21 protein-coding genes and 1 tRNA gene are annotated in these 20,685 nt (G+C 63.1%); 10 read left to right on the top strand and 12 right to left on the bottom strand.

What is annotated here, in order from left to right:
* Positions 1–2: 2 nt before the first annotated feature.
* The gene (locus tag R2N16_RS22365; RefSeq protein ID WP_316668756.1) at positions 3–524 is read right to left on the bottom strand and encodes a DciA family protein; all 522 of its coding nucleotides are present in this window, start codon (positions 522–524) and stop codon (positions 3–5) included.
* Positions 525–593: 69 nt separating this feature from the next.
* Here R2N16_RS22365 and R2N16_RS22360 point away from each other — a divergent pair, with 69 nt between their 5' ends.
* The 5 genes from R2N16_RS22360 (at position 594) to R2N16_RS22340 (ending at position 7,257) form a co-directional block, all read left to right on the top strand.
* On the top strand, positions 594–1,559 hold the full coding sequence (locus tag R2N16_RS22360) for a M23 family metallopeptidase (protein WP_316668699.1): 966 nt from the start codon (positions 594–596) through the stop codon (positions 1,557–1,559).
* Between the two features lie 250 nt (positions 1,560–1,809).
* Positions 1,810–4,614 carry a preprotein translocase subunit SecA gene (gene secA, locus R2N16_RS22355; RefSeq protein ID WP_316668697.1) on the top strand — a complete coding sequence of 935 codons (2,805 nt, stop codon included), beginning with the start codon at positions 1,810–1,812 and terminating at the stop codon, positions 4,612–4,614.
* A 73-nt stretch (positions 4,615–4,687) separates the two neighbouring features.
* The gene (gene argJ, locus R2N16_RS22350; RefSeq protein WP_316668695.1) at positions 4,688–5,917 is read left to right on the top strand and encodes a bifunctional glutamate N-acetyltransferase/amino-acid acetyltransferase ArgJ; all 1,230 of its coding nucleotides are present in this window, start codon (positions 4,688–4,690) and stop codon (positions 5,915–5,917) included.
* A gap of 16 nt (positions 5,918–5,933) precedes the next feature.
* A complete protein-coding gene (locus R2N16_RS22345) occupies positions 5,934–6,818 on the top strand; it encodes an ATP-binding protein (protein ID WP_316668693.1) in 885 nt (294 codons plus the stop codon).
* Positions 6,808–7,257 (top strand): NUDIX domain-containing protein, encoded by a 450-nt coding sequence (locus R2N16_RS22340; RefSeq protein ID WP_316668691.1) that lies wholly within the window; start codon positions 6,808–6,810, stop codon positions 7,255–7,257. Before R2N16_RS22345 ends, R2N16_RS22340 begins: the two co-directional genes overlap by 11 nt.
* On the opposite strand, the gene R2N16_RS22335 is transcribed toward R2N16_RS22340, so the two are convergent.
* The 7 genes from R2N16_RS22335 to R2N16_RS22305 form a co-directional block, all read right to left on the bottom strand.
* On the bottom strand, positions 7,250–7,453 hold the full coding sequence (locus tag R2N16_RS22335; RefSeq protein WP_232041073.1) for a DNA gyrase inhibitor YacG: 204 nt from the start codon (positions 7,451–7,453) through the stop codon (positions 7,250–7,252). The genes R2N16_RS22340 and R2N16_RS22335 overlap by 8 nt on opposite strands.
* Before the next feature lie 8 nt (positions 7,454–7,461).
* A complete protein-coding gene (gene zapD, locus R2N16_RS22330) occupies positions 7,462–8,220 on the bottom strand; it encodes a cell division protein ZapD (RefSeq protein ID WP_316668689.1) in 759 nt (252 codons plus the stop codon).
* A 135-nt stretch (positions 8,221–8,355) separates the two neighbouring features.
* Positions 8,356–8,970 (bottom strand): dephospho-CoA kinase, encoded by a 615-nt coding sequence (gene coaE, locus R2N16_RS22325; protein ID WP_316668687.1) that lies wholly within the window; start codon positions 8,968–8,970, stop codon positions 8,356–8,358.
* A gap of 13 nt (positions 8,971–8,983) precedes the next feature.
* Entirely contained in the window at positions 8,984–9,865 is an 882-nt protein-coding gene (locus tag R2N16_RS22320; protein WP_316668685.1) for a prepilin peptidase, read from the bottom strand.
* A 4-nt stretch (positions 9,866–9,869) separates the two neighbouring features.
* Positions 9,870–11,135, bottom strand: a complete 1,266-nt coding sequence (locus R2N16_RS22315; RefSeq protein ID WP_316668683.1) for a type II secretion system F family protein — start codon at positions 11,133–11,135, stop codon at positions 9,870–9,872.
* A 44-nt stretch (positions 11,136–11,179) separates the two neighbouring features.
* Entirely contained in the window at positions 11,180–12,907 is a 1,728-nt protein-coding gene (pilB, locus tag R2N16_RS22310; RefSeq protein WP_316668681.1) for a type IV-A pilus assembly ATPase PilB, read from the bottom strand.
* A gap of 260 nt (positions 12,908–13,167) precedes the next feature.
* Positions 13,168–14,442 (bottom strand): HlyC/CorC family transporter, encoded by a 1,275-nt coding sequence (locus R2N16_RS22305; protein ID WP_316668680.1) that lies wholly within the window; start codon positions 14,440–14,442, stop codon positions 13,168–13,170.
* Between R2N16_RS22305 and R2N16_RS22300 the strand changes: the two genes are divergently transcribed.
* Positions 14,342–14,620: a hypothetical protein gene (locus tag R2N16_RS22300; protein WP_316668761.1), complete on the top strand. Its 279-nt coding sequence runs from the start codon at positions 14,342–14,344 to the stop codon at positions 14,618–14,620. The two genes, R2N16_RS22305 and R2N16_RS22300, sit on opposite strands and share 101 nt — an antisense overlap.
* A gap of 11 nt (positions 14,621–14,631) precedes the next feature.
* On the opposite strand, the gene R2N16_RS22295 is transcribed toward R2N16_RS22300, so the two are convergent.
* Positions 14,632–14,708, bottom strand: a tRNA-Pro gene (locus tag R2N16_RS22295).
* A gap of 26 nt (positions 14,709–14,734) precedes the next feature.
* Positions 14,735–15,664, bottom strand: a complete 930-nt coding sequence (gene ispB, locus R2N16_RS22290) for an octaprenyl diphosphate synthase (protein ID WP_316668754.1) — start codon at positions 15,662–15,664, stop codon at positions 14,735–14,737.
* Positions 15,665–15,999: 335 nt separating this feature from the next.
* Between ispB and rplU the strand changes: the two genes are divergently transcribed.
* From rplU to proB, 4 genes are all read left to right on the top strand, one after another.
* A complete protein-coding gene (gene rplU / locus R2N16_RS22285) occupies positions 16,000–16,311 on the top strand; it encodes a 50S ribosomal protein L21 (protein ID WP_004633023.1) in 312 nt (103 codons plus the stop codon).
* Positions 16,312–16,348: 37 nt separating this feature from the next.
* The gene (gene rpmA / locus R2N16_RS22280; RefSeq protein ID WP_004633021.1) at positions 16,349–16,609 is read left to right on the top strand and encodes a 50S ribosomal protein L27; all 261 of its coding nucleotides are present in this window, start codon (positions 16,349–16,351) and stop codon (positions 16,607–16,609) included.
* A 198-nt stretch (positions 16,610–16,807) separates the two neighbouring features.
* Positions 16,808–17,902, top strand: coding sequence for a GTPase ObgE (gene obgE / locus R2N16_RS22275; protein ID WP_316668678.1), 1,095 nt, complete (start codon positions 16,808–16,810; stop codon positions 17,900–17,902).
* Between the two features lie 33 nt (positions 17,903–17,935).
* A complete protein-coding gene (gene proB / locus R2N16_RS22270) occupies positions 17,936–19,060 on the top strand; it encodes a glutamate 5-kinase (protein ID WP_175537137.1) in 1,125 nt (374 codons plus the stop codon).
* A 91-nt stretch (positions 19,061–19,151) separates the two neighbouring features.
* Here the strand turns inward: proB and R2N16_RS22265 are convergent, their stop codons facing one another.
* Entirely contained in the window at positions 19,152–19,781 is a 630-nt protein-coding gene (locus R2N16_RS22265; protein ID WP_316668673.1) for a CNP1-like family protein, read from the bottom strand.
* A 5-nt stretch (positions 19,782–19,786) separates the two neighbouring features.
* A complete protein-coding gene (locus R2N16_RS22260; RefSeq protein WP_316668671.1) occupies positions 19,787–20,494 on the bottom strand; it encodes an RNA pyrophosphohydrolase in 708 nt (235 codons plus the stop codon).
* Between the last annotated feature and the right edge of the window lie 191 nt (positions 20,495–20,685).

Here is a 20,685-nt window from a genome sequence, read left to right as displayed (position 1 = left end):
TTTCATTTGGGTCTGCCGGCAGGTGCAACATGCCGCGCGATCATTTCGGCCAAGGCCTGCCGGAGCGGCGAATCAGGCAGTTCGTTGGCGAGTGCAGCCAGGCTGTTGACACCAACTGCCGTCATCTTGGCGCGTTTAGGCGGCTTTTCGGTCTCTTGTGGCCATAAACTGTCGCTGCCACCCTGCGGTTGTACCCGTACACGAATTGCGGTAATCTGCGATCCCCGGCGCTGCAGACGCTCCAGCAAGGTGGGAACCACCTGCCGCAAGCGCGCCGCAGCCGCACTATGTGCGGCGAGCAACACCAGTGTCGCTTCCCGGCTGTCGCGCGCATCGTTCTTGATGCCGCCGATCGCCACCCCCCCGCCCAAGCCGGGCGGCAACAGCGACAACACCTCCGCTTCCAAAGACGCCAATTGCCTGGCCGCCTGCATCAGCGGGCCGACCGAACCGGCACCCGAGAGCCAGTCCTGGACGGGTTTTGCCACAGGCGTCTTGAGAGCGGGATGAACAAAGATTCGCATGCCGGCATTGTAGGGCGCTTCATCGCGCTTTCGTGCTGGTGGGCAGCTTTTTTGTCCGGAAAACGAGCGATGCAGATCATCCTGATTCACCCGCGCAAGGCCGGCGCGACACACCTGTCGCGACGCGGCGTCTTGGTGTCCATCGGCGCGGCGCTGCTGACCGTGGCGGCCCTGTCCGTCGGTGGCACGTGGCTGGCGGCCAAGCAGGGGCTGCTGCCGGGAGCGACCGCTTCCGCGGTTGCCGGCCCAGACCCGCGAGTTACCCGCGAAAACCTCAACCTGATGGCCGCGCGCATCGGCGAAATGCAGGCGCAGATCGCGCGCCTGGACGCGCTGGGCGCCCGTGTGTCGGGCCTGGCGGGTGTGCCGCCGCGCGAGTTCGACTTCAAATTGCAGCCGAGCCGGGGCGGCCCGGAAGGTGCGTTCTCGCGGCCGATGTCGATGCCGGAAATTCAATCCGAGCTGAACCGCCTGACGCGCTCGGCCGACCAGCGCAACGATTACCTCAGCGTGCTAGAGAGCACCCTGATGGATCGCCAGATCCACGCCAAGATGATGCCCACCGTGCGCCCCGTGGCTACGGGCTACGACTCCTCGGGCTTTGGCACGAGAATCGATCCGTTCACCGGCCGGCGCACGCAGCACGACGGCGTCGACTTTGTCGGCCCCGTTGGCACGCCCATCGTGGCGGCTGCCGGCGGCGTGGTGGTGGCCAGTGAATTCCACCACGAATACGGCAACATGATCGACATCGATCACGGCAACGGCCTGAAGACGCGCTATGCCCATGCGTCCAAGGTATTCGTGAAGGTCGGTGACATCGTGAAGGCGGGCGAGCGTATCGCGTTGATCGGCCGCACCGGCCGCGCCACCGGCCCCCACCTGCACTTCGAGGTGCATGTCAACGACGTCCCGCAGAATCCGGTGGCCTTCCTGGAGAACGCCGGCCAGCCCAAGATGGCGGCCAACAAGGCGCCGGCGCCGAAGGTCGCGGCGGCCGATATCGGCAAGAGCATGGCGGCTGCCGGCCATTGATCCGGCCTGGGTTGCAATCGGGGCGCCCGTCCCCAATTCAGCGTAAGTGTGCGGCCGCCCGGACGGCGTCCGGCGCGGCCCTGAAGTGCGGCGTTCCTGCCACATCCGGCGCGTCTGCTGCCATCAAGCGGGCGTTTTGCACATGCTAAACTCCCGCCTTTGCGCCAACCCTTTCCGGGCCGTTGTGCTGCCTGTGTTTCGCGGTCTCTCTCGACGCGCTCTCCGGGTGGCTCGCCGGCCCTAGCCATCGATGATCACCGGCCTTCTCAAGAAGATTTTCGGCAGCCGTAATGAACGGCTGATCAAACAATACCGCCGCAAGGTTGCGCAGATCAATGCGCTCGAACCCAGGTTCGAAGCGCTCTCCGATGCCGAGCTGCAGGCCAAGACCGAGGAGTTCCGCCAACGCTTTGCCAAGGGCGAGACGCTCGACGCGCTGCTGCCCGAAGCGTTCGCCGTGTGCCGGGAGGCCAGCAAGCGTGTGATGAAGATGCGGCACTTCGACGTGCAGCTTGTCGGCGGCATGGTTCTGCACGACGGCAAGATCGCCGAAATGCGTACGGGTGAAGGCAAGACGCTGACCGCTACGCTGGCCGTATACCTGAACGCCATCTCCGGCCAGGGCGTGCACGTCGTGACGGTCAACGATTACCTGGCGCAGCGCGATGCCGAGTGGATGGGCCGCCTGTACAACTGGCTGGGCCTGTCGGTGGGGGTCAACCTGACCACCATGGACCACGACCAGAAGCAGACCGCCTACGCGTCGGACATCACCTACGGAACCAACAACGAGTTCGGCTTCGACTATCTGCGCGACAACATGGTGTACGACGCCGGCCAGCGCGTGCAGCGTCCGCTGAACTACGCGATCGTCGATGAAGTGGATTCGATCCTGATCGACGAAGCGCGCACTCCGCTGATCATCTCCGGTCAGGCCGAAGACCACACCGACCTGTATCGCCGCATGAACGGCATCCCGGCGCAGCTGACGCGCCAGATCGGCGAAGAGAAGTCGGATGGCACGGGCGTTGAGAAACCGGGCGACTACTACGTCGACGAAAAATCGCACCAGGTCTACCTGACCGAATCGGGCCACGAGAAGGCCGAGCAGATCCTGCTGCAAGCCGGCTTGATCGGCGAGGGCGAATCGCTCTACGCGCCGCAGAACATCACGTTGATGCACCACCTGTACGCGGCCCTGCGCGCGCACAGCCTGTTCTTCCGCGATCAGCACTACGTGGTGCAGAACGGCGAAGTGGTGATCGTCGATGAATTCACGGGCCGCCTGATGTCGGGTCGCCGTTGGTCCGACGGTCTGCACCAGGCCGTGGAAGCCAAGGAAGGTGTGCAGATCCAGCAGGAAAACCAGACGCTGGCGACCATCACGTTCCAGAATTACTTCCGCATGTACAACAAGCTGTCGGGCATGACCGGTACAGCGGACACGGAAGCGTACGAATTCCAGGAGATCTACGGGCTGGAAACCGTGGTGATCCCGACCAACCGTCCGCCGCAGCGCAAGGACTTGCAGGATCAGATCTACAAGACCTCGAAGGAGCGCTACGACGCCGTCATTCGCGACATTCGCGATTGCTACGAGCGTGGCCAGCCGGTGCTGGTGGGCACGACGTCCATCGAAAACTCCGAACTGCTGTCGAACTTGCTGAACCAGGCCAAGCTGCCGCACCAGGTGCTCAACGCCAAGCAGCACGAGCGTGAAGCCGAGATCATCGCGCAGGCCGGTCGTCCCAAGATGATCACCATTGCCACCAACATGGCGGGCCGTGGTACCGACATCGTGCTGGGCGGCAATGTGGAGAAGCAGTCCGGCTTCGTGATGGCCGACGAGTCGCTCTCCGACGCAGAGAAGGCTTCGCGCGTAAAGACGCTGCAAGACGAATGGCAATCGCTGCACGAGCAGGTGAAGGCCGCGGGCGGTCTGCACATCGTTGGCACCGAGCGCCACGAATCGCGCCGGATCGACAACCAGTTGCGTGGCCGTGCGGGCCGTCAGGGCGATCCGGGTTCGTCGCGCTTCTATCTGTCGCTGGACGATCAGTTGCTGCGCATCTTCGCGGGCGACCGCGTACGCGCGATCATGGACCGCCTGAAGATGCCCGAAGGCGAACCGATCGAAGCCGGCATCGTCACACGTTCGATCGAATCGGCGCAGCGCAAGGTCGAGGGCCGCAACTTCGACATCCGCAAGCAACTGCTGCAATACGACGACGTCTCCAACGATCAGCGCAAGGAACTCTACAAGCTGCGTAACGAGATTCTCGAAGCGCAGGATGTGGGCGATCTGGTCAAGAACCTGCGCGAATCCGTGTTCACCGAGCTGTTCCGCACGTATGTGCCGGCCGAGACCATGGAAGAGCAGTGGGATGTCGCCGGTCTGGAGAAGACCCTGCGCGAGGACTGGGGTGTCGACCAGCCGCTGGTGGAGACGCTGGAAGACGCACAGTCGATCGAAGACGAAGATCTGCTCAAGATGGTGCTGGACGCCACTGAAGCGGTGTACGAAGGCAAGGTGGCGCAGGTTGGCCGCGAGTCCTTCGCCGGCTTCGAGCGTTCGGTGATGCTGCAAAGCCTCGACACGCATTGGCGTGAGCACCTGGCTGCGCTCGACATGCTGCGCCAGGGCATCCACCTGCGCGGCTATGCGCAGAAGGACCCGAAGCAGGAGTACAAGCGCGAGTCGTTCGAACTGTTCGGGCGCCTGCTCGATACCATCCGCAACGAAGTCACGCGCATTGTCTTCACGGTGCGCATCCAGTCGCAGGAAGAGCTGGAGCAGGCCTCCGAGCAGATCGAGGAAGATCTTTCCGCGCTGACCAACCTGCAGTACAAGCACGACGAGTTCAGCGAACTGGCCGAAGTGGCTGCTGGCGATGCGGAGATCCACGGCGCAACGCCGGCGATGGCCGCGCCGCGTTCGGCGGCATCTGCCGCCGCGGCCGCACTGGCTGGCGAAGTGCCAAAGGTTGGCCGCAACGATCCGTGCCCTTGCGGCTCGGGCAAGAAGTACAAGCAATGCCACGGCAAACTCGCCTGACGCTGCTTAAACCTGTTTTCTGTTGATTCACGATGCCCGCAATGCGGGCATCCTCATTTGAAAGGTGTGCTCCATGGCTGTGAATCTCGTCGCGCCCGCCGCTGACACCCTGTTGCCGATCGACGGCGTGGACCTCGGCTGGGCTGAGGCCGGTGTACGCAAGGCCAATCGCAAGGACGTGCTGCTCGTTCGCATCGCCGAGGGCTCGAGCGTGGCCGGTGTATTCACGCAGAACCGTTTCTGCGCGGCGCCTGTGCAGGTGTGCCGCGAGCATCTGGCGAGCGGCAAGGGCGCACGCGCGATCGTCGTGAACACGGGCAATGCGAATGCCGGCACCGGCGTGCCAGGCCTTGTGCATGCACGGCAGACGTGCGATGCCGTGGCCAAGCTGTTGGGCGTGTCGACGGAGCAGGTGCTGCCGTTCTCCACGGGCGTGATTCTGGAGCCGCTGCCGGTCGATCGTATCGTTGCAGGGCTGCCGGCCGCGCAGGCCAACGCCAAGCCCGACAACTGGCTGGCCGCCGCCGAGGCCATCATGACCACCGACACCGTACCCAAAGCGGCGTCCGCCACGTGCACGCTCTCGGGCAAAACCGTGCGCATGTCGGGCATCAGCAAGGGCGCGGGCATGATCCGTCCGAACATGGCGACCATGCTCGGCTTCATCGCCACCGATGCCAATGTGGATGAGGCGGTGCTTCAAGGCCTCGTGCGCCACGCTGCCGATCATTCATTCAACAGCGTGACGGTGGACGGCGATACGTCGACCAACGACTCGTTCGTTGTCATCGCCACGGGCCGTGCCGGCACCCCGCGCATCGATTCCGAATCGCATCCCGACTACGCAACGCTTCGCGACACGCTGACGGGCCTCGCACAGGAGCTTGCGCAGAAGATTGTGCGCGACGGCGAGGGCGCGACGAAGTTCATGGCCATCCAGGTTGAGGGCGGCCGCACCGTTGATGAGTGTCGCCTGATCGCCTATGCGGTCGCACACTCGCCGCTGGTCAAGACTGCGTTCTACGCTTCGGACCCCAACCTGGGGCGCATCCTGGCGGCCGTCGGCTACGCTGGCGTGACGGACCTCGACGTGAATGGCGTCAACCTGTGGCTCGACGACGTGTGGGTTGCGCGTGACGGTGGCCGCAACCCCGAGTACCGCGAAGAAGACGGCCAGCGCGTGATGAAGCAGGCGGAGATCACCGTGCGCATCTCGCTCGGCCGCGGCGACGCCTCCGCCACCGTGTGGACGTGTGACTTCTCGCACGACTACGTGTCGATCAATGCGGACTACCGTTCGTAATCCGGAGTCCGCCGCTATGTCGTCCGACCTTTCCGCACGGCTCGACCGCTTTCTCGGGCGGCTTGAGCAATGGCTGCCGCCTGAACTGACTGAAGCTGACTGGGACGAGGCCGTTGCTTTCCGCTGGCGCAAGCGCCAGAGCGTGTTCGGCAACATTGGCTATCTCGCGCCGATCCGCCAGCTGCCGCCGATCCATCTGAACGATCTGCACAACATCGAGCGCCAGAAAGACGCCATCGTCGCCAACACGCGCCAGTTCGTGCGCAAGTTGCCGGCCAACAATGTGCTGCTCACAGGCGCGCGGGGCACCGGCAAGTCTTCGCTCATCAAGGCGTGCCTGAACGCGTTCGTGAAGGAGGGCCTGCGCCTGGTCGAAGTCGACAAGGATGATCTGGCTGACCTGGGCGACATCGTCGAGCAACTTTCGACCCGCCCCGAGCGTTTCGCGATCTTCTGCGATGATCTCTCGTTCGAAGAGGGCGAGTCCGGCTACAAGGCTCTCAAGTCCGCGCTGGACGGCTCGGTGGCAACGCAGTCGGACAACGTGCTGATCTACGCGACGTCGAACCGGCGGCATCTGCTGCCGGAATACATGAAGGACAACGAGACCTATCAGCACACGTCGGACGGTGAAATCCATCCCGGTGAAGTGGTGGAGGAAAAGATCTCGCTGTCAGAGCGCTTTGGGCTGTGGCTGTCGTTCTACCCACCCAAGCAGGACGAATACCTGACCATCGTCGGCCACTGGCTCAAGCATTTCGGCTGCAGCGACGAGGACATCGCTGCCGCACGTGGCGATGCCCTGGTATGGGCGCTGGAGCGTGGTTCGCGTTCGGGCCGCGTGGCATGGCAATTCGCCCGCGACTGGGGCGGCAAGCATGGGCGGCAGCATGTCGACTGACAACCTGACGCAAGTGCCACCGACACACACGCCAGACGGCCGCAAGATCACCGAAGTGGCCGTCGGCGTGCTGGTGCAGCCGGACGGCCAGTTCTTGCTGGCCCAGCGTCCCGAGGGCAAGCCGTACGCGGGCTACTGGGAGTTCCCCGGCGGCAAGCTGGAAGTGGGCGAATCGGTGGAAGCCGCGCTCAGGCGTGAGTTGAAGGAAGAACTGGATGTCACGCTGCGCACCTGCGTGCCCTGGCACACCATCGAGCACGACTATCCGCACGCGTATGTGCGCTTGCACTTCTGCAAGGTAACGGCGTGGGATGGGACATTGCGCGCGCTGGAAGGCCAGGATTTCGCCTGGCAGACGCTGCCGATCAGCGTCGATCCAGTGCTGCCGGCTACGTTGCCCGTCTTCGAGTGGATGCGCGAGGAAGCGACGGCTAGTTGAGCTTGCCGGTCGTATCGCCGCCAGGTGCGTCGGGCAGGTCGTCTTCTTCGACCACGGGGATGGTGTACTGCTCGGCCGCCCAGGCGCCCAAATCGATCTGCTTGCAGCGCTCGGAGCAGAAGGGGCGGTAGCGGCTCTCAGGGACCCAAGGCACAGGCTTGCCGCAGCTAGGGCATTTGACGGTCTTCACATTCATGGTGCGGCTCAGAAGTTACAGAGCTTCAACTGGAACGGGATATCCGCGTCGACCGGCTTGGGTCGCAGGTCGCCATCCTGCTGGGTAAAGCGCACCCAGAGCATGTACTTGTTGGCGCTGATTTCGGGAATGAAGCCCAGCGCAGACTCATCCAGGCGCACCTGCATGAGCTGGTACACGCGGCCCGACAGCATCTGCTGGTAACTACCTGCGTTAGCAATCACCTTGCCACTCTGACCGGATTCGCGCAGCAGACGCAGCACGATCATCGTGGCGTCGCGCAGCGGCACCAGCGGTTGGGCCCATTTGATGATGTCGGCGCGGCGGCGCTCGGCGGGGTGATGCTGCCATGCAAAATACGCCGGCAGATCGAATTCACACGTACCACCTGGGATGATGGCGCGGCTCCGGATGCTCGTCAGCCACTCGTTGTCGGCGATGAGCTGGCCGGCCTTGCCGTGCGTGGCAGTGAGATTGCCGGAGGCAGTTTCCAGCTCGCTGATGACAGCATCGAGCGCGTCCTGGTCGATCTGCGGATTGGCGCGCAGCGCGGTGAGCGTCTGGCGCTGCCGATCGAGTTCTTTCAGCAGATCGGATTTGAGGTCGGCACGCCCGGCCACGTCAACCACTTCGAACAGCGTGGTCAGCGCCACGTGGTGCTGCAGCGGGTGGTCCTGCACGAGAAAGAAATCCAGCCGCTCGAACAGGTCTTCGAGGCGCAGCAGCGTCCGAATGCGTTCGTTGAAGGGATATTCGTACAGGATCAAAACTTGGGTGCCCGGTTTGCTGGCCTGCTGGCATATGAGGCCCCGAAGCCCATTTGGCCTCGATCTGCCCGCATTCTATGCGAGACCCTCGTTCATCACAATGCAAAGGGGTGTGACGGCCGCTTTCAGACCGTTTCAGTTCGACCGGTAGGTTGGGTCCAGACGGTCGATCTGCGGCAGGAGGTCGGCCAGCGTGCCGCTGTTGTCGATCACGTCGTCGGCCGCGGCAAGGCGGGCTTCGCGCGAGGCCTGACGCGCGATGATCGCTTCCACCTGCGCGCGCGGCAGCCCGTTACGGGCCATCACGCGCGCGATCTGCGTCTCAACTGGACAGTCGACCACCAGAATGCGGTCGACCAGCTTGCGCCAGCTGTGATGCCCGGCCAGGGATTCCACCAACAGCGGGACCACGTAGACGAGGTACGGATACGCGTTCGACGCCCGTGCGGCGGCTCCGCGCGACAGCGCAATCTCGCGGATGAGCGGATGCGTGATCTGCTCCAACCGCGATTTGGCCGTGGCATCGGAGAAGGCGAGGGCGCGCATGGCATCGCGGTCCATGGCGCCGTCCGCGCGCAGGATGCCGGCGCCGAATGTTTCTACCAGCTTGGGGATGGCAGCGCCCCCTGTGCCGGTGATCTCGTGGGCGATGGCGTCGGTGTCGACAATGGCGGCGCCGCGCTCTGCCAGGCGGTCCGCCACGTAGCTCTTGCCGCTGCCGATGCCACCGGTCAGGCCGATCACCCGCATGTTCGCCGGTCCCTTATGGCGCAAGCAGGGGGCCGAGGCCCACCGTCATGAGCAATTGAGGGCCGGCGAGCAGTGCGATCACGCCGGCGCCGGCAATGAACGGCCCGAACGAGAACGGGGATTCGCTTTTCGCGCCGCGCGCAATGCGCACGAGCCCGAACACCAATCCTACGACCGACGAGAGCAGCACCAGCAGCGGCAGCGCCTGCCAGCCGAACCATGCGCCGAGCGCGGCCATCAGCTTGAAGTCGCCGTAGCCCATGCCTTCACGGCCGCGCAGCAGCTTGTAGGCCCAGTAGATCGACCACAGGAACAGGTAGCCGGCCATCGCGCCGATCACCGCGTCCTGCAGGTGCGCGAACATGCCGAACAGGTTCACACCCAGCCCGAGCCAGAGCAGCGGCTGGGTGATGGCGTCGGGCAACAGTTGCGTGTCGGCGTCGATCATCGTGCCGGCGATCAGGAACCACAGCAGCACCGCCGATGCGACTGCCACCCATGTCGGCCCGAAGTGCCATAGACAGGCTGCGGTCAGCAGACCGGTGACCAGTTCGACCGCGGGATAGCGCCATGCGATCGACGTCTTGCAGGCACTGCACCGGCCGCGCAGCGCAAGCCAGCTCAACACGGGGATGTTCTCGATCGCCTTGATCTGATGCCCGCAAGACGGGCACGCCGAGCGCGGCACGATCAGGTTGTATGCGTCGGGGTGAGGCAGCGGCTCTTCGCGCAGCTCGGCGATGTAGTTGGCTTCCTCTCGCTCGATCATGCGCGGCAGGCGGTGGATCACCACATTCAGGAAGCTGCCGACCAGCAAGCCCACCAGGCCGCCGGCCGCAATCACAAACCACGCCGGCAGTTGCGCCAGCGTGGAGATGATGAACATCTCGGGCATTGCGTCAGACCACCGTACCAAGCTTGAAAATCGGCAGATACATCGCCACCACCATCCCGCCGATCAGCACGCCCAGGATCACAATGATGATTGGCTCGATCAAGGTCGAGATGTTCGCGACCGCATCGTCTACCTCGCGCTCGTAGAACTCGGCCACCTTGAGCAGCATGTTGTCCAGGGCACCAGACTCTTCACCGATCTGTGTCATCTGCAGGACCATGTTGTCGAACACGTGTGTGGCCTGCATGGCGTTGGTGAGACTTGTGCCGATACGTACGGCTTGCTGAACCTCTAGGGTCGCATCATGGTAGATCCAGTTGCCCGCTGCACCGGCGACCGATTCCATCGATTCCACCAACGGTGTGCCGGCTGCGAACATGGTGGCCAGCGTGCGCGTCCAGCGAGCGATGGTCGCCTTGCGAATGATGTCGCCAAAGATGGGGATTTTCAGGATAAAGCGATGCGTCGAGCGCTGGATGTTTTCAGATCGCTTGAATGCGCGCGAAAACAGTGCGATGCCTGCGATGGGTCCCAGCACGATCGGTATCCACCACTTGACGAAAAAGTCCGAGATCGCAATGACGAACAGGGTTGGAGCCGGCAGATCGGCGCCAAAACTGGAGAACACGCCCTTGAACGAGGGCACCACAAAGATCATCAGGACGACGGTCACGGCAAAGGCCACCGTCAGCACCGAGATCGGGTAGATCATCGCCGACTTGATCTGCGCCTTCAGCGCAATCGACTTTTCCATGTACAGCGATAGGCGCTCGAGCAGCGCATCAAGAATACCGCCTTGCTCACCAGCGTCGATCAGGTTGCAGTACAGCGTGTCGAAGTACTGCGGATGGCGTCGGAAGGCCTGCGCCATGCTGCTGCCCGACTCGATATCGAAACGGATTTCCGTCAGCAGTTGCGTGAAATTCGGATTGGCGTGGCCCTTTGCGATGATGTCGACCGACTGCAGCAGCGGCACGCCGGCCTTCAGCATGGTCGAGAGCTGGCGCGTGAAATAAGCCACGTCCTTCGGCGTGATCTTCTTGCCGCGGGCCGCGCGGCGGCGCTTGGACTTGGTGATCGACAGGCCTTGCTTGCGCAGGACGGCATTCACCTCGGTGATGCTCTCGGCACGCATCTCGCCCTTGAAGATCTTGCCTTTGCGATCTTTGCCTTCCCACTCGAAGATGTACTGCGTGGGCGCCTTTGTCTTGGCGGTCTTTCGTGCTGGCGCGGCGGCCGCGCGGTTTGCGGCAGGTGCTCGTGTGGCCATGGTTGGTTCCTACCCCCCGGTATGGGAACGATTGATCGAGAAGGTTATTGGTTCGTGGTGGCCAGCACTTCCTCAAGGGAAGTCAGCCCTTGCTTCACTTTCTTCAAGCCCGACTCACGCAGCGACAGCACCCCTTCCTTGCGTGCCTGCTCGGCGATCTGCAGCGCTGTGCCGTGCGTGAGAATGATCTCCTGGATCGCTTCGGTAATCGGCATGACCTGGTAGATACCGACCCGGCCCTTGTAGCCGCTGCCGTTGCAGGTTTCGCAGCCCACTGGGTGATACGGCTGCCAGGAGCGGTCAAGGTCGGCTTCGGCAAAGCCCGCGTCAAGCAGTGTTTCTTTGGGCAGCGGGCCGGGCTTCTTGCAGTCCTTGCAGAGCCGGCGCGCCAGACGCTGTGCCGTGATCATCAGCACCGACGACGCGATGTTGAAAGGCGCCACGCCCATGTTCATCAGGCGGGTCAGCGTGGTCGGTGCGTCGTTGGTGTGCAGCGTGGAAAACACCAAGTGGCCGGTCTGCGCCGCCTTGATCGAGATATCGGCTGTTTCCAGATCCCGGATTTCACCCACCATGATGATGTCCGGATCCTGCCGCAGGAACGACTTCAGCGCCGCCGCGAAGGTCAGCCCCGCCTTGTCGTTCACGTTGACCTGGTTGATGCCGGGCAACTGGATTTCCGCCGGGTCTTCGGCGGTCGAGATATTGATGTCGCCCTGGTTCAGCTTGTTCAGGAAGGTGTACAGCGACACCGTTTTGCCTGAGCCGGTCGGCCCCGTCACGAGCACCATGCCGTACGGGCGCTTGATCACGTCGAGCAGCAACTGCTTTTGCTCGGGCTCGTAGCCGAGCTGGTCGATATCGAGCCGCTCAGTGGACGACTCCAGAATCCGGATCACGATCTTCTCGCCGAACAGCGTCGGCAGCGTCGAGACCCGGAAGTCGATGGCGCGCTCGATGGTCTCTTTGTTGTCCTTGTCCTTGCGGTCTTTCGGGACGGTGATGAGCAGCTTCATGCGGCCGTCTTGCGGCACGCGCTTTTCCGAGATGTCGAGGCGCGAAAGCACCTTGATGCGGGTAGCGATCTTGTCGCGGATATCCAGCGGCGGCTGCGCGACCTGCGCGAGGATGCCGTCGATACGGAAACGCACGCGGTAAAACGTTTCAAAGGGCTCGAAATGCAAGTCCGAGGCGCCGCGCAACAGGGCCTCGGTAAAGAGCTTCTGAAGGAAGCGCACCACGGGGGCATCGTCGATGCCATCGGTGGTGGTGCGACGCGTGGCGGCAGCAGCGCCCGGGTCGTATTCGATCTGCGTGGCTTCCTGCTTGGGGAAGAGCGACTTGATCTCGGCCGGCGCCTCATTGGCGAGGCTCAGTTGGCGCACCAGCTTGTCGTGCTCGACGATGACCGTTTCGATGGCCACGTTCATCTTCTGGCGCAGCTCTTCGATCGGCTTGGGGTCGCTCGGGTCGGACGTGGCGAGTATGAGGCGGTTCTCGCGACGGCCGAGCGGCAACAGGCGCAACTGGGTGAAGTGCTTGTTGGCTGCCAGGACGGCCGGCACGGTGTCGAGCTTGTACTGCGCCAGGTCCAGCAGCGGCATCTGGTACTTGCCGGCAACAAACACGGCGAGGTCGTGCGCACTCATGATCCCGCTGCCCACCAGTTCGTCGATCAGTTGCGTGCGTTTTTCGCGCGCGCTCTGTTCGAGCTGCGTGAGTAACGTCGGCGCGATCCGCCGGCTCTGCGCTAGAGCGAGTCCGAGTGTCATGAGTCCAGTCCGTCAGGCTGAAGCTGACCATTTCAGCGCGCGCCGGGCCCCACCGCCTCCAGCGTGCGCTCGCCCCCCAAGGCGAGTTGTTTTATGTTCTGCAGCCGGTACCCCACCCATTCGTGGGGGGTGGTGCCCGGAACCGGGGCAGTTTGCCGACCGCCCCTGCATTTGTAAAGCGCACATCAAAGCGCAGCTTGCATTTGTGCCACATCGGCAGAAAACCGCTCCAACTGAAGCGTTTGCTCCGCCATGTGGCTTCAACTGCGCTTGGGCTGCGGCGGCTGATGCAGCCGCACCGTGCGGATCGATTGGTTATCCATCTGCACGATATCCATCACGCAACCGGCAATCTTCACGCTGACCGTCGCCTCGGGAATCTCTTCCAGCACTTCCAGGACCAGCCCGTTGAGCGTCTTGGGGCCGTCGGTCGGCAGGCTCAGGCCCAGGCGCCGGTTCAGATCTCGCAACGACATTCCCGCGTCCGCAAGATAAGTGCCTTCTTTGTCCCAGGCCAGTTTGCCGGCGTTGGGCAGCGTGGTGGTGAACTCGCCGATCATCTCTTCGATGATGTCTTCGAGCGTCACCAGCCCAAGCATGTCGCCGTACTCATTGACGATCAGGCCGAGGCGGCGGCGGTTCTCCTGAAAGTACTGTAGTTGGCGGAAAACGGGCGTGCCGCTCGGTACGAAATACGGTTCGGCCAGCAGGCTGCGGAAATTGTCGTGCGTGAGTTTGGTGTGCCCCAGCAGTGACAGCGCCTTGCGCACGTGCAGGATGCCGATCACCTGATCACTGTCCTGCTCGAACACGGGCAGTTTGTTGTGATAGCAGGTTTCGAGCTGCTGGATGACTTCTTCAATCGGGCGCGACAGGTCGAGCGATTCCACGCGCGCGCGCGGCGTCATCACATCGTCTACGGTGATCGCGTCCAGGTCGAACAGGTTGAGCAGGATGCTGCGGTGCTTGTGTGGGATGAAGTTGCCCGATTCCAGCACCAGCGTGCGCAATTCCTCGGTCGACATGCGGTGCTCTGGCGCCTTGCGCGTGTTGATGCGCACCAGCCCCAGCACACCCATGGCAAACGCGTTGACCACCGCGACCAGCGGCGTCGAGATCTGCATCAGCGGCTTGATGATGAAGCTGGCCGGGAACGCAACGCGCTCGGGGTAGGTCGCGCCCACGATCTTCGGGGCGATCTCGGCGAACACGATGATGAGAAACGCCACGATGGCCGTGGCGATCGACAGCGTCGTTCCGTTGTTGCCGAAGTAGTGGATCGCCAGGGTGGTGATCAGCACCGGCACGGCGGTATTGATCAGGTTGTTGCCGATCAGGATAAGCGAGAGCAGCTTGTCGGTCTGACCGAGCAACTGCTGTGTATTGCGCGCACCCGATACATTGGACTTGGCAAGATGGCGCAGGCGATGGCGGTTGAGCGCCATCATCGCGGTTTCGGAAATCGAGAAGAAGGCGGAGCAGCACAACAGCAGCACGACGGCGCCGATTTGTGCCCAGAGCGGCCAAGAGTCCAAAGCGGGAGAGGAGAGGCGGCGAAGCGCCCACTATAACAGAGGGGTTTGTCGCTTCTGCGCAGGCGGCCATGGGTCGCACGGACAGCGCAACATCCCGCCGGACAGAGCGGACGATGCGGAAAATGCCTGGGAATTGCTGTGCGGCGATGCTGAAAACCGTGCCGCAGGAATGACTTGAATACGAGAAACTGGTCGGGGTGAGAGGATTCGAACCTCCGGCCTCTACGTCCCGAACGTAGCGCTCTACCAGGCTAAGCTACACCCCGATGCTTCTTCGCAGATCTCGTGCGTGTCAGGACTGACGTTGCAGCGAGAAAGCACACAAGTCTATCAGCGTCTGACGGAAAAGGGAAGGGGGTAATGCGTTTGCTGCTGCTTCGGCTGCAGCGGCTTCGCGCTCGGCGGCCTGGCGCGTGTACTCCAGTGCGCCGGAAGTCTGGATGGCCGCGAAGATCGCGTCGAAATGTTCCGTGCCCCCTTGCTCGATAGCCTGGCGCACCAGTGTGCGCTGATCTTGCGTGCCGTTCGATAGCAGATGGATGAGCGGCAGGGTCGGTTTGCCTTCGCGCAGGTCGTCGCCAGCGTTCTTGCCCATCTGGTCCGCGGTGGAGGTGTAGTCGAGCAGGTCGTCGACGATCTGGAACGCGGTGCCGATGCGGCGGCCGTATTCGGCAGCGGCTTCTTCAGTAGCGGCGTCCGCGCCCGAGAGCACCGCGCCGATTTGTGCGGCGGCCTCGAACAGCTTGGCGGTCTTGTAGCGGATGACCTGCAGGTAGCGCTCTTCCGTCACGTCCGGGTCGTGCATGTTCAGCAGCTGCAGGACTTCGCCTTCGGAAATGATGTTCGTCGCGTCGGCCAGGATCTGCATGATGCGCATGCTGTTGGCCTGAACCATCATCTGGAAAGCGCGGGAATACAGGAAGTCACCCACCAGCACGCTGGCCGCATTGCCGAACACGGCGTTGGCGGTCTTGCGGCCGCGGCGCAGGTCGGATTCGTCGACCACATCGTCGTGCAACAGCGTGGCCGTGTGGATGAACTCGACCACGGCGGCCAGCTCGTGCTGATGCTCGCCCTTGTAGCCAAGCGCATTCGCCACCAGCAGCAGGATCACCGGGCGCAGGCGCTTGCCGCCGGCGCTGATGATGTATTCGCCAATTTGATTGATCAGCACCACCTCCGAGCCCAGGCGGCGGCGGATCACGGCATCGACGGCGCGCATGTCTTCAGCGACAGGGGCGAGCAGGACGGAGGCTGAGGTCTGGGTCAAGGCGGATTCCGGCAGAGGGCGAGAAGCTGATGGTCGACTTGCGCGCGATCGATGCTGCGCAAAAACCGCGAGATTATAGAGCAAGCAGGTGGTTTGCCCGAGGGCGGGGCGGCAGGCGCATCCCGTGGCTGCCTGTTGCGCGGGCGCAGCACACCCGTAACGCGATTCGCCTTTGATTTGCTTGGGTTTTTCCTGTATAGTTGCGAGCTCTCTGTGTCCGTTGCCTGCGCATGTGGGCGGCGGGTGGCACACGAGTCACGTTTTAGTTCTTTTATCGAGGTCCGACAATGTACGCGGTCGTAAAAACCGGCGGTAAGCAATACAAGGTTGCTGCTGGCGAAAAACTGAAAGTAGAACAGATACCGGCGGACGTTGGCGCAGAAATCACGCTTGACCAGGTGCTCGCAGTGGGCGCCGGCGACCAACTCAAGGTTGGTGCGCCGCTGGTGAGCGGGGCTGCCGTCAAAGCCACCGTCATCTCCCACGGTCGTCACGACAAAGTGCACATCTTCAAGATGCGCCGTCGTAAGCACTATCAAAAGCGCCAAGGGCATCGTCAAAATTACACCGAGTTGCGTATCGACTCGATCGTGGCCTAAGGCTGCGTCGTCTACGTAACCGGATAGGAGTTCAGTCATGGCACAGAAAAAAGGCGGCGGTTCCACACGGAACGGCCGCGATTCCGAGTCGAAGCGCCTGGGCGTGAAGGTGTACGGTGGTCAAGCCATCAACGCTGGTGGCATCATTGTCCGTCAACGCGGCACCCGCACGCACGCTGGCGTGAACGTGGGCATGGGCAAGGACCACACCCTCTTCGCGCTGGTCGATGGCCACGTGAAGTTCGCCAACCGTGGCGAAGGCAAGAAGCAGTTCGTCGACGTTGTTCCGGCGGCCTGATTCAGCCTTGTAGTAGAAAGGCCCCGCACCCGTGCGGGGCTTTTTCGTTTCTGGCCGCTAACAAAACGCGACCCTGATCCTGGGCGGTACGCTGCTGTTTGGCGCATGTTTCCAGGCGCGTTCTGTTAGCGATGGCGCGAGTGGCGCCGATTTATTTTTTATACCTGCCGTGCGCACCCCGCACGGGCGGAGACCTCCATGAAGTTCATCGACGAAGCCCGGATTGAAGTGATCGCTGGTGACGGCGGCAACGGCAGCGCCTCGATGCGCCGCGAGAAATTCGTCCCGTTCGGCGGACCCGACGGCGGCGACGGCGGACGTGGCGGCAGCGTGTGGGCGGTGGCTGACCGCAACATCAACACCCTGATCGACTACCGCTTCGCCAAGAAGCATCTCGCGCGCAACGGTGAAAACGGCCGTGGAGCCGACTGCTACGGCGCCGCTGGCGACGACATCACCCTGCGCATGCCTGTGGGCACTGCCATCTACGATGCCGACACGGAAGAGCTGATTGCCGACCTGACGATCGACGGCCAGCGCCTGTGCCTGGCGCAGGGCGGCGAGGGCGGGTGGGGCAACATCCACTTCAAGTCGAGCACCAACCGCGCACCGCGCCAGAAGACCGACGGCAAGGCCGGTGAGCGCCGTAACCTGCGTCTCGAGTTGAAGGTGTTGGCGGACGTAGGTCTGCTCGGCATGCCGAACGCCGGAAAGTCAACGCTGATCACCGCCATTTCCAACGCGCGCCCGAAGATTGCCGACTACCCGTTCACGACGCTGCACCCGAACCTGGGTGTCGTGCGGACAGGCCCATCGAAGTCGTTCGTGGTGGCGGACATTCCCGGCCTGATCGAAGGCGCGGCGGAAGGCGCCGGTTTGGGCCACCAGTTCTTGCGGCATCTGCAGCGCACGCGCGTGCTGCTGCACGTGGTGGATCTCGCCCCGTTCGACGAGAGCGTCGACCCGGTGGCCGAAGCCAAAGCGATTGTTGGCGAGCTGAAGAAATACGACGCTGAACTGTTCGATAAGCCGCGCTGGCTCGTGCTCAACAAGCTCGATATGGTGCCCGAGGACGAACGTGAAGCGCGCGTGAAGGACTTTGTGAAGCGCTTCAAGTGGAAGGGCCCGGTGCACCGCATTTCTGCGTTGACGCACGATGGCACGCAGGTGCTTGTCCACGCGATCCAGGAATACCTCGACGAGCTGCGCGCCGAAGAGGACGCCGCAGCGGCCGCGCCCGACCAGCGTCTGGACCCGACACTGCACAACGTCGACCACGACGATCAAGCCTAACCACAACAAACATCCTTCGGAGACACGCCCACCATGGCCCTGCATTCGCTGATTGCCGATGCGCGCCGCCTTGTCGTCAAGGTCGGTTCCAGCCTGGTTACCAACGATGGCCGTGGCCTCGACCAGGCCGCCATTGCGCGCTGGGCCGCGCAGATCGCGGCGTTACGGGCGGCGGGCAAGGAAGTCGTGTTGGTGAGCTCTGGCGCTATCGCCGAGGGCATGCAGCGGTTGGGCTGGGCTAAGCGTCCGAAGGAAATCCATGAGCTGCAGGCCGCTGCTGCCGTCGGGCAGATGGGGCTGGCGCAGGTGTACGAATCCGAGTTCGCGCGGCACAGCATCCGCACGGCGCAGGTGCTACTCACGCATGGCGATTTGGCTGACCGCGAGCGCTACCTCAACGCACGTTCTACGCTGCTCACGCTGCTGAGCCTCGGTGTCGTGCCGATCATCAACGAGAACGACACGGTCGTCACCGACGAAATCAAGTTCGGAGACAACGACACGCTCGGCGCGCTTGTCACCAACCTGATCGAAGGCGATGCGCTGATCATCCTGACAGACCAGCGTGGCCTGTACACGGCTGACCCGCGCAAGGACCCGGGTGCCCGCTTCGTCGACGAGGCGCAAGCCGGCACGCCCGACCTCGAGCAGATGGCCGGCGGCGCCGGTTCGAGCATCGGCAAGGGCGGCATGCTGACGAAGATTCTGGCGGCCAAGCGCGCGGCCAAATCGGGCGCGCACACCATCATTGCTTCCGGGCGCGAGGCTGATGTGCTTGCGCGGCTGGCAAGCGGCGAGGCCATCGGCACGCAACTCCGCGCGCCGACCGGGCGGATGGCGGCGCGCAAGCAGTGGATGATCGACCATCTGCAGTTGCGTGGTCGCGTGGTGCTCGATGCCGGTGCGGTGGAGAAACTCACTGCCGGTGGCAAGTCGTTGCTGCCGATTGGCGTGACGGAAGTGCAGGGCGAGTTCGCGCGCGGCGAGGTCATTTCTTGCGTGGACGCGGCGGGGCTGGAGGTCGCCCGCGGGCTGACGAACTATTCGTCGGCCGAGGCGCGGTTGATTGCGCGGAAATCGTCTTCGGAGATCGAGGCGGTGCTGGGGTACGTGAGCGCTGCGGAGTTGGTGCACCGGGACAATCTTGTGTTGCTCTGAGTTGGGGGATTGGTGGTTCGCTCTCCCTTTCGGCCCCGGCAGGGAGCGAAAGGAAACTGGACCACCAAGGCCCAATCAAAACCCCCAGGCTTTACGGCCCGAAATACCGCCCACTGTCCTTCAGCCGCCGCACCAGCGTAGAAGCCTTCCCATCTCCGGCCACTGAGCGCACGTCGCAGAAGTACGAGCGCATCAGCGCTGACGCATAGTCCGTCGGACCGCCATTGCCGACACGCTGCCAATCCGTGGCGGGCTTGTAGGCGTTCATGCTGGCGGACTCGGTATTCGCGGTTTCGTTCATATCGACCGCGCGGTTGCCGATCCACTGGTTGGTATCGTTGCGCAGCGTGGCATAGATGCGTCGCTCGGCCGTGTCGCAGCGCAGGCCTTCGTAGTTGATGTTGCGTGCGCCTGTTTTGCTGGTGATCAGCACGGTGTAGCGCACCACGTTGTCCTTGCCGATCGACACCGATTTCGGATCGATGGCAAAGCGCAGCGGCGATTCATTGCGGCCGCCCACATCGAACGGCACGGCATCACGGTCGACCGGCGGGGCCGGGAAAGTGACGGCTTCTTCCTTGAAGGGCTTGTCGATGAACGGGTCCATCAACAGCCTGTCTTCGAGGTCGCCGGTGCGGTTATGGCCACATGCCGTCAACGCCAGCGCAGCCGCCAGCGCGAGCGGCACGAGAGCGCGGCGCGCTCCACGTGTCGTCGTCATCAGATTCACGAATTGTCCTTAGGGGCCGTGTCGTCAGGGTTGGGAGGGGAGGGGTCTGGCGCCGATACACTCACCGTTTCGACGATGACCGTCGTGGTGGTGACCGTCAGGGTCGGCTGGGCGTACTGTTCGTTCCGGCCGCCCTGGCTGCCGGAACGTTCACGGTTATCACGCCCATCACGTCCATCGCGCTCACGGTGCTGCACACCGCGCCCGTAAGGCGAGAGCGGCGCGCGCGTCTGCCGCTGCACGAAGCGCGAAAGCTCCGACAGCGCCAGCTGATACACCTCGCGCTTGAACTCGATGACGGCCTCGAGCGGTACCCAGTACTGGCTCCACCGCCACGCATCGAATTCCGGATGCTCGGTGGCGCGCAGTTGGATGTCGCAGTCGCGACCGACCATGCGCAGGAGGAACCAGATCTGTTTCTGGCCCCGATAGTGACCGCGTATCTCGCGGCGGATGAACTTGTCCGGCACCTCATACCGCAGCCAGTCGCGCGTGCGACCGACGATCCGGACGTGTTCTGGCAACAGGCCGACTTCTTCGTGCAGTTCGCGGAACATCGCTTGTTCGGGCGTTTCGCCGTATTTGATGCCGCCTTGTGGAAACTGCCAGGAGTGCTCGCCAATGCGCTTGCCCCAGAACACCTCGTTTCTTGCGTTGATGAGGATGATGCCGACGTTCGGGCGGAAGCCTTCACGATCGAGCATGACTGCACCTCGAATACTTTAGAATTACGCCGATTATAGAGCGGCCCGTCGCTCGGCTGTCACAGAAGCCGAATGTTGCCGCTCACTCGCGCCTCCTGGGGGAGGGGTGTCGACTGCGCGAATGTGCGCCCGACGCCTCGTCTCATCTCCTGATTCCGGTGGCTTTTGCCCTTGTTCTCGCGGCTTTGGTT

The organism is Ralstonia psammae (assembly GCF_958405935.1).
In the GTDB taxonomy this organism is placed as follows: domain Bacteria; phylum Pseudomonadota; class Gammaproteobacteria; order Burkholderiales; family Burkholderiaceae; genus Ralstonia; species Ralstonia psammae.
Note: the sequence above shows the minus strand (reverse complement) of the source record. Positions and strands in the feature narration are given on the sequence as shown.

What these genes read in the sequence shown, in the direction of transcription:
- R2N16_RS22315 (WP_316668683.1), bottom strand. Translation starts at nt 11,135, where the DNA reads ATGGCCACACGAGCACCTGCCGCAAACCGCGCGGCCGCCGCGCCAGCA.
- R2N16_RS22340 (WP_316668691.1), top strand. Translation starts at nt 6,808, where the DNA reads ATGTCGACTGACAACCTGACGCAAGTGCCACCGACACACACGCCAGAC.
- obgE (WP_316668678.1), top strand. Translation starts at nt 16,808, where the DNA reads ATGAAGTTCATCGACGAAGCCCGGATTGAAGTGATCGCTGGTGACGGC.
- R2N16_RS22265 (WP_316668673.1), bottom strand. Translation starts at nt 19,781, where the DNA reads ATGACGACGACACGTGGAGCGCGCCGCGCTCTCGTGCCGCTCGCGCTG.
- R2N16_RS22365 (WP_316668756.1), bottom strand. Translation starts at nt 524, where the DNA reads ATGCGAATCTTTGTTCATCCCGCTCTCAAGACGCCTGTGGCAAAACCC.
- R2N16_RS22345 (WP_316668693.1), top strand. Translation starts at nt 5,934, where the DNA reads ATGTCGTCCGACCTTTCCGCACGGCTCGACCGCTTTCTCGGGCGGCTT.
- proB (WP_175537137.1), top strand. Translation starts at nt 17,936, where the DNA reads ATGGCCCTGCATTCGCTGATTGCCGATGCGCGCCGCCTTGTCGTCAAG.
- coaE (WP_316668687.1), bottom strand. Translation starts at nt 8,970, where the DNA reads ATGCGGGTGATCGGCCTGACCGGTGGCATCGGCAGCGGCAAGAGCTAC.
- argJ (WP_316668695.1), top strand. Translation starts at nt 4,688, where the DNA reads ATGGCTGTGAATCTCGTCGCGCCCGCCGCTGACACCCTGTTGCCGATC.
- rplU (WP_004633023.1), top strand. Translation starts at nt 16,000, where the DNA reads ATGTACGCGGTCGTAAAAACCGGCGGTAAGCAATACAAGGTTGCTGCT.
- R2N16_RS22320 (WP_316668685.1), bottom strand. Translation starts at nt 9,865, where the DNA reads ATGCCCGAGATGTTCATCATCTCCACGCTGGCGCAACTGCCGGCGTGG.
- rpmA (WP_004633021.1), top strand. Translation starts at nt 16,349, where the DNA reads ATGGCACAGAAAAAAGGCGGCGGTTCCACACGGAACGGCCGCGATTCC.
- R2N16_RS22335 (WP_232041073.1), bottom strand. Translation starts at nt 7,453, where the DNA reads ATGAATGTGAAGACCGTCAAATGCCCTAGCTGCGGCAAGCCTGTGCCT.
- pilB (WP_316668681.1), bottom strand. Translation starts at nt 12,907, where the DNA reads ATGACACTCGGACTCGCTCTAGCGCAGAGCCGGCGGATCGCGCCGACG.
- R2N16_RS22260 (WP_316668671.1), bottom strand. Translation starts at nt 20,494, where the DNA reads ATGCTCGATCGTGAAGGCTTCCGCCCGAACGTCGGCATCATCCTCATC.
- R2N16_RS22360 (WP_316668699.1), top strand. Translation starts at nt 594, where the DNA reads ATGCAGATCATCCTGATTCACCCGCGCAAGGCCGGCGCGACACACCTG.
- ispB (WP_316668754.1), bottom strand. Translation starts at nt 15,664, where the DNA reads ATGCGCGCCGTCGATGCCGTGATCCGCCGCCGCCTGGGCTCGGAGGTG.
- secA (WP_316668697.1), top strand. Translation starts at nt 1,810, where the DNA reads ATGATCACCGGCCTTCTCAAGAAGATTTTCGGCAGCCGTAATGAACGG.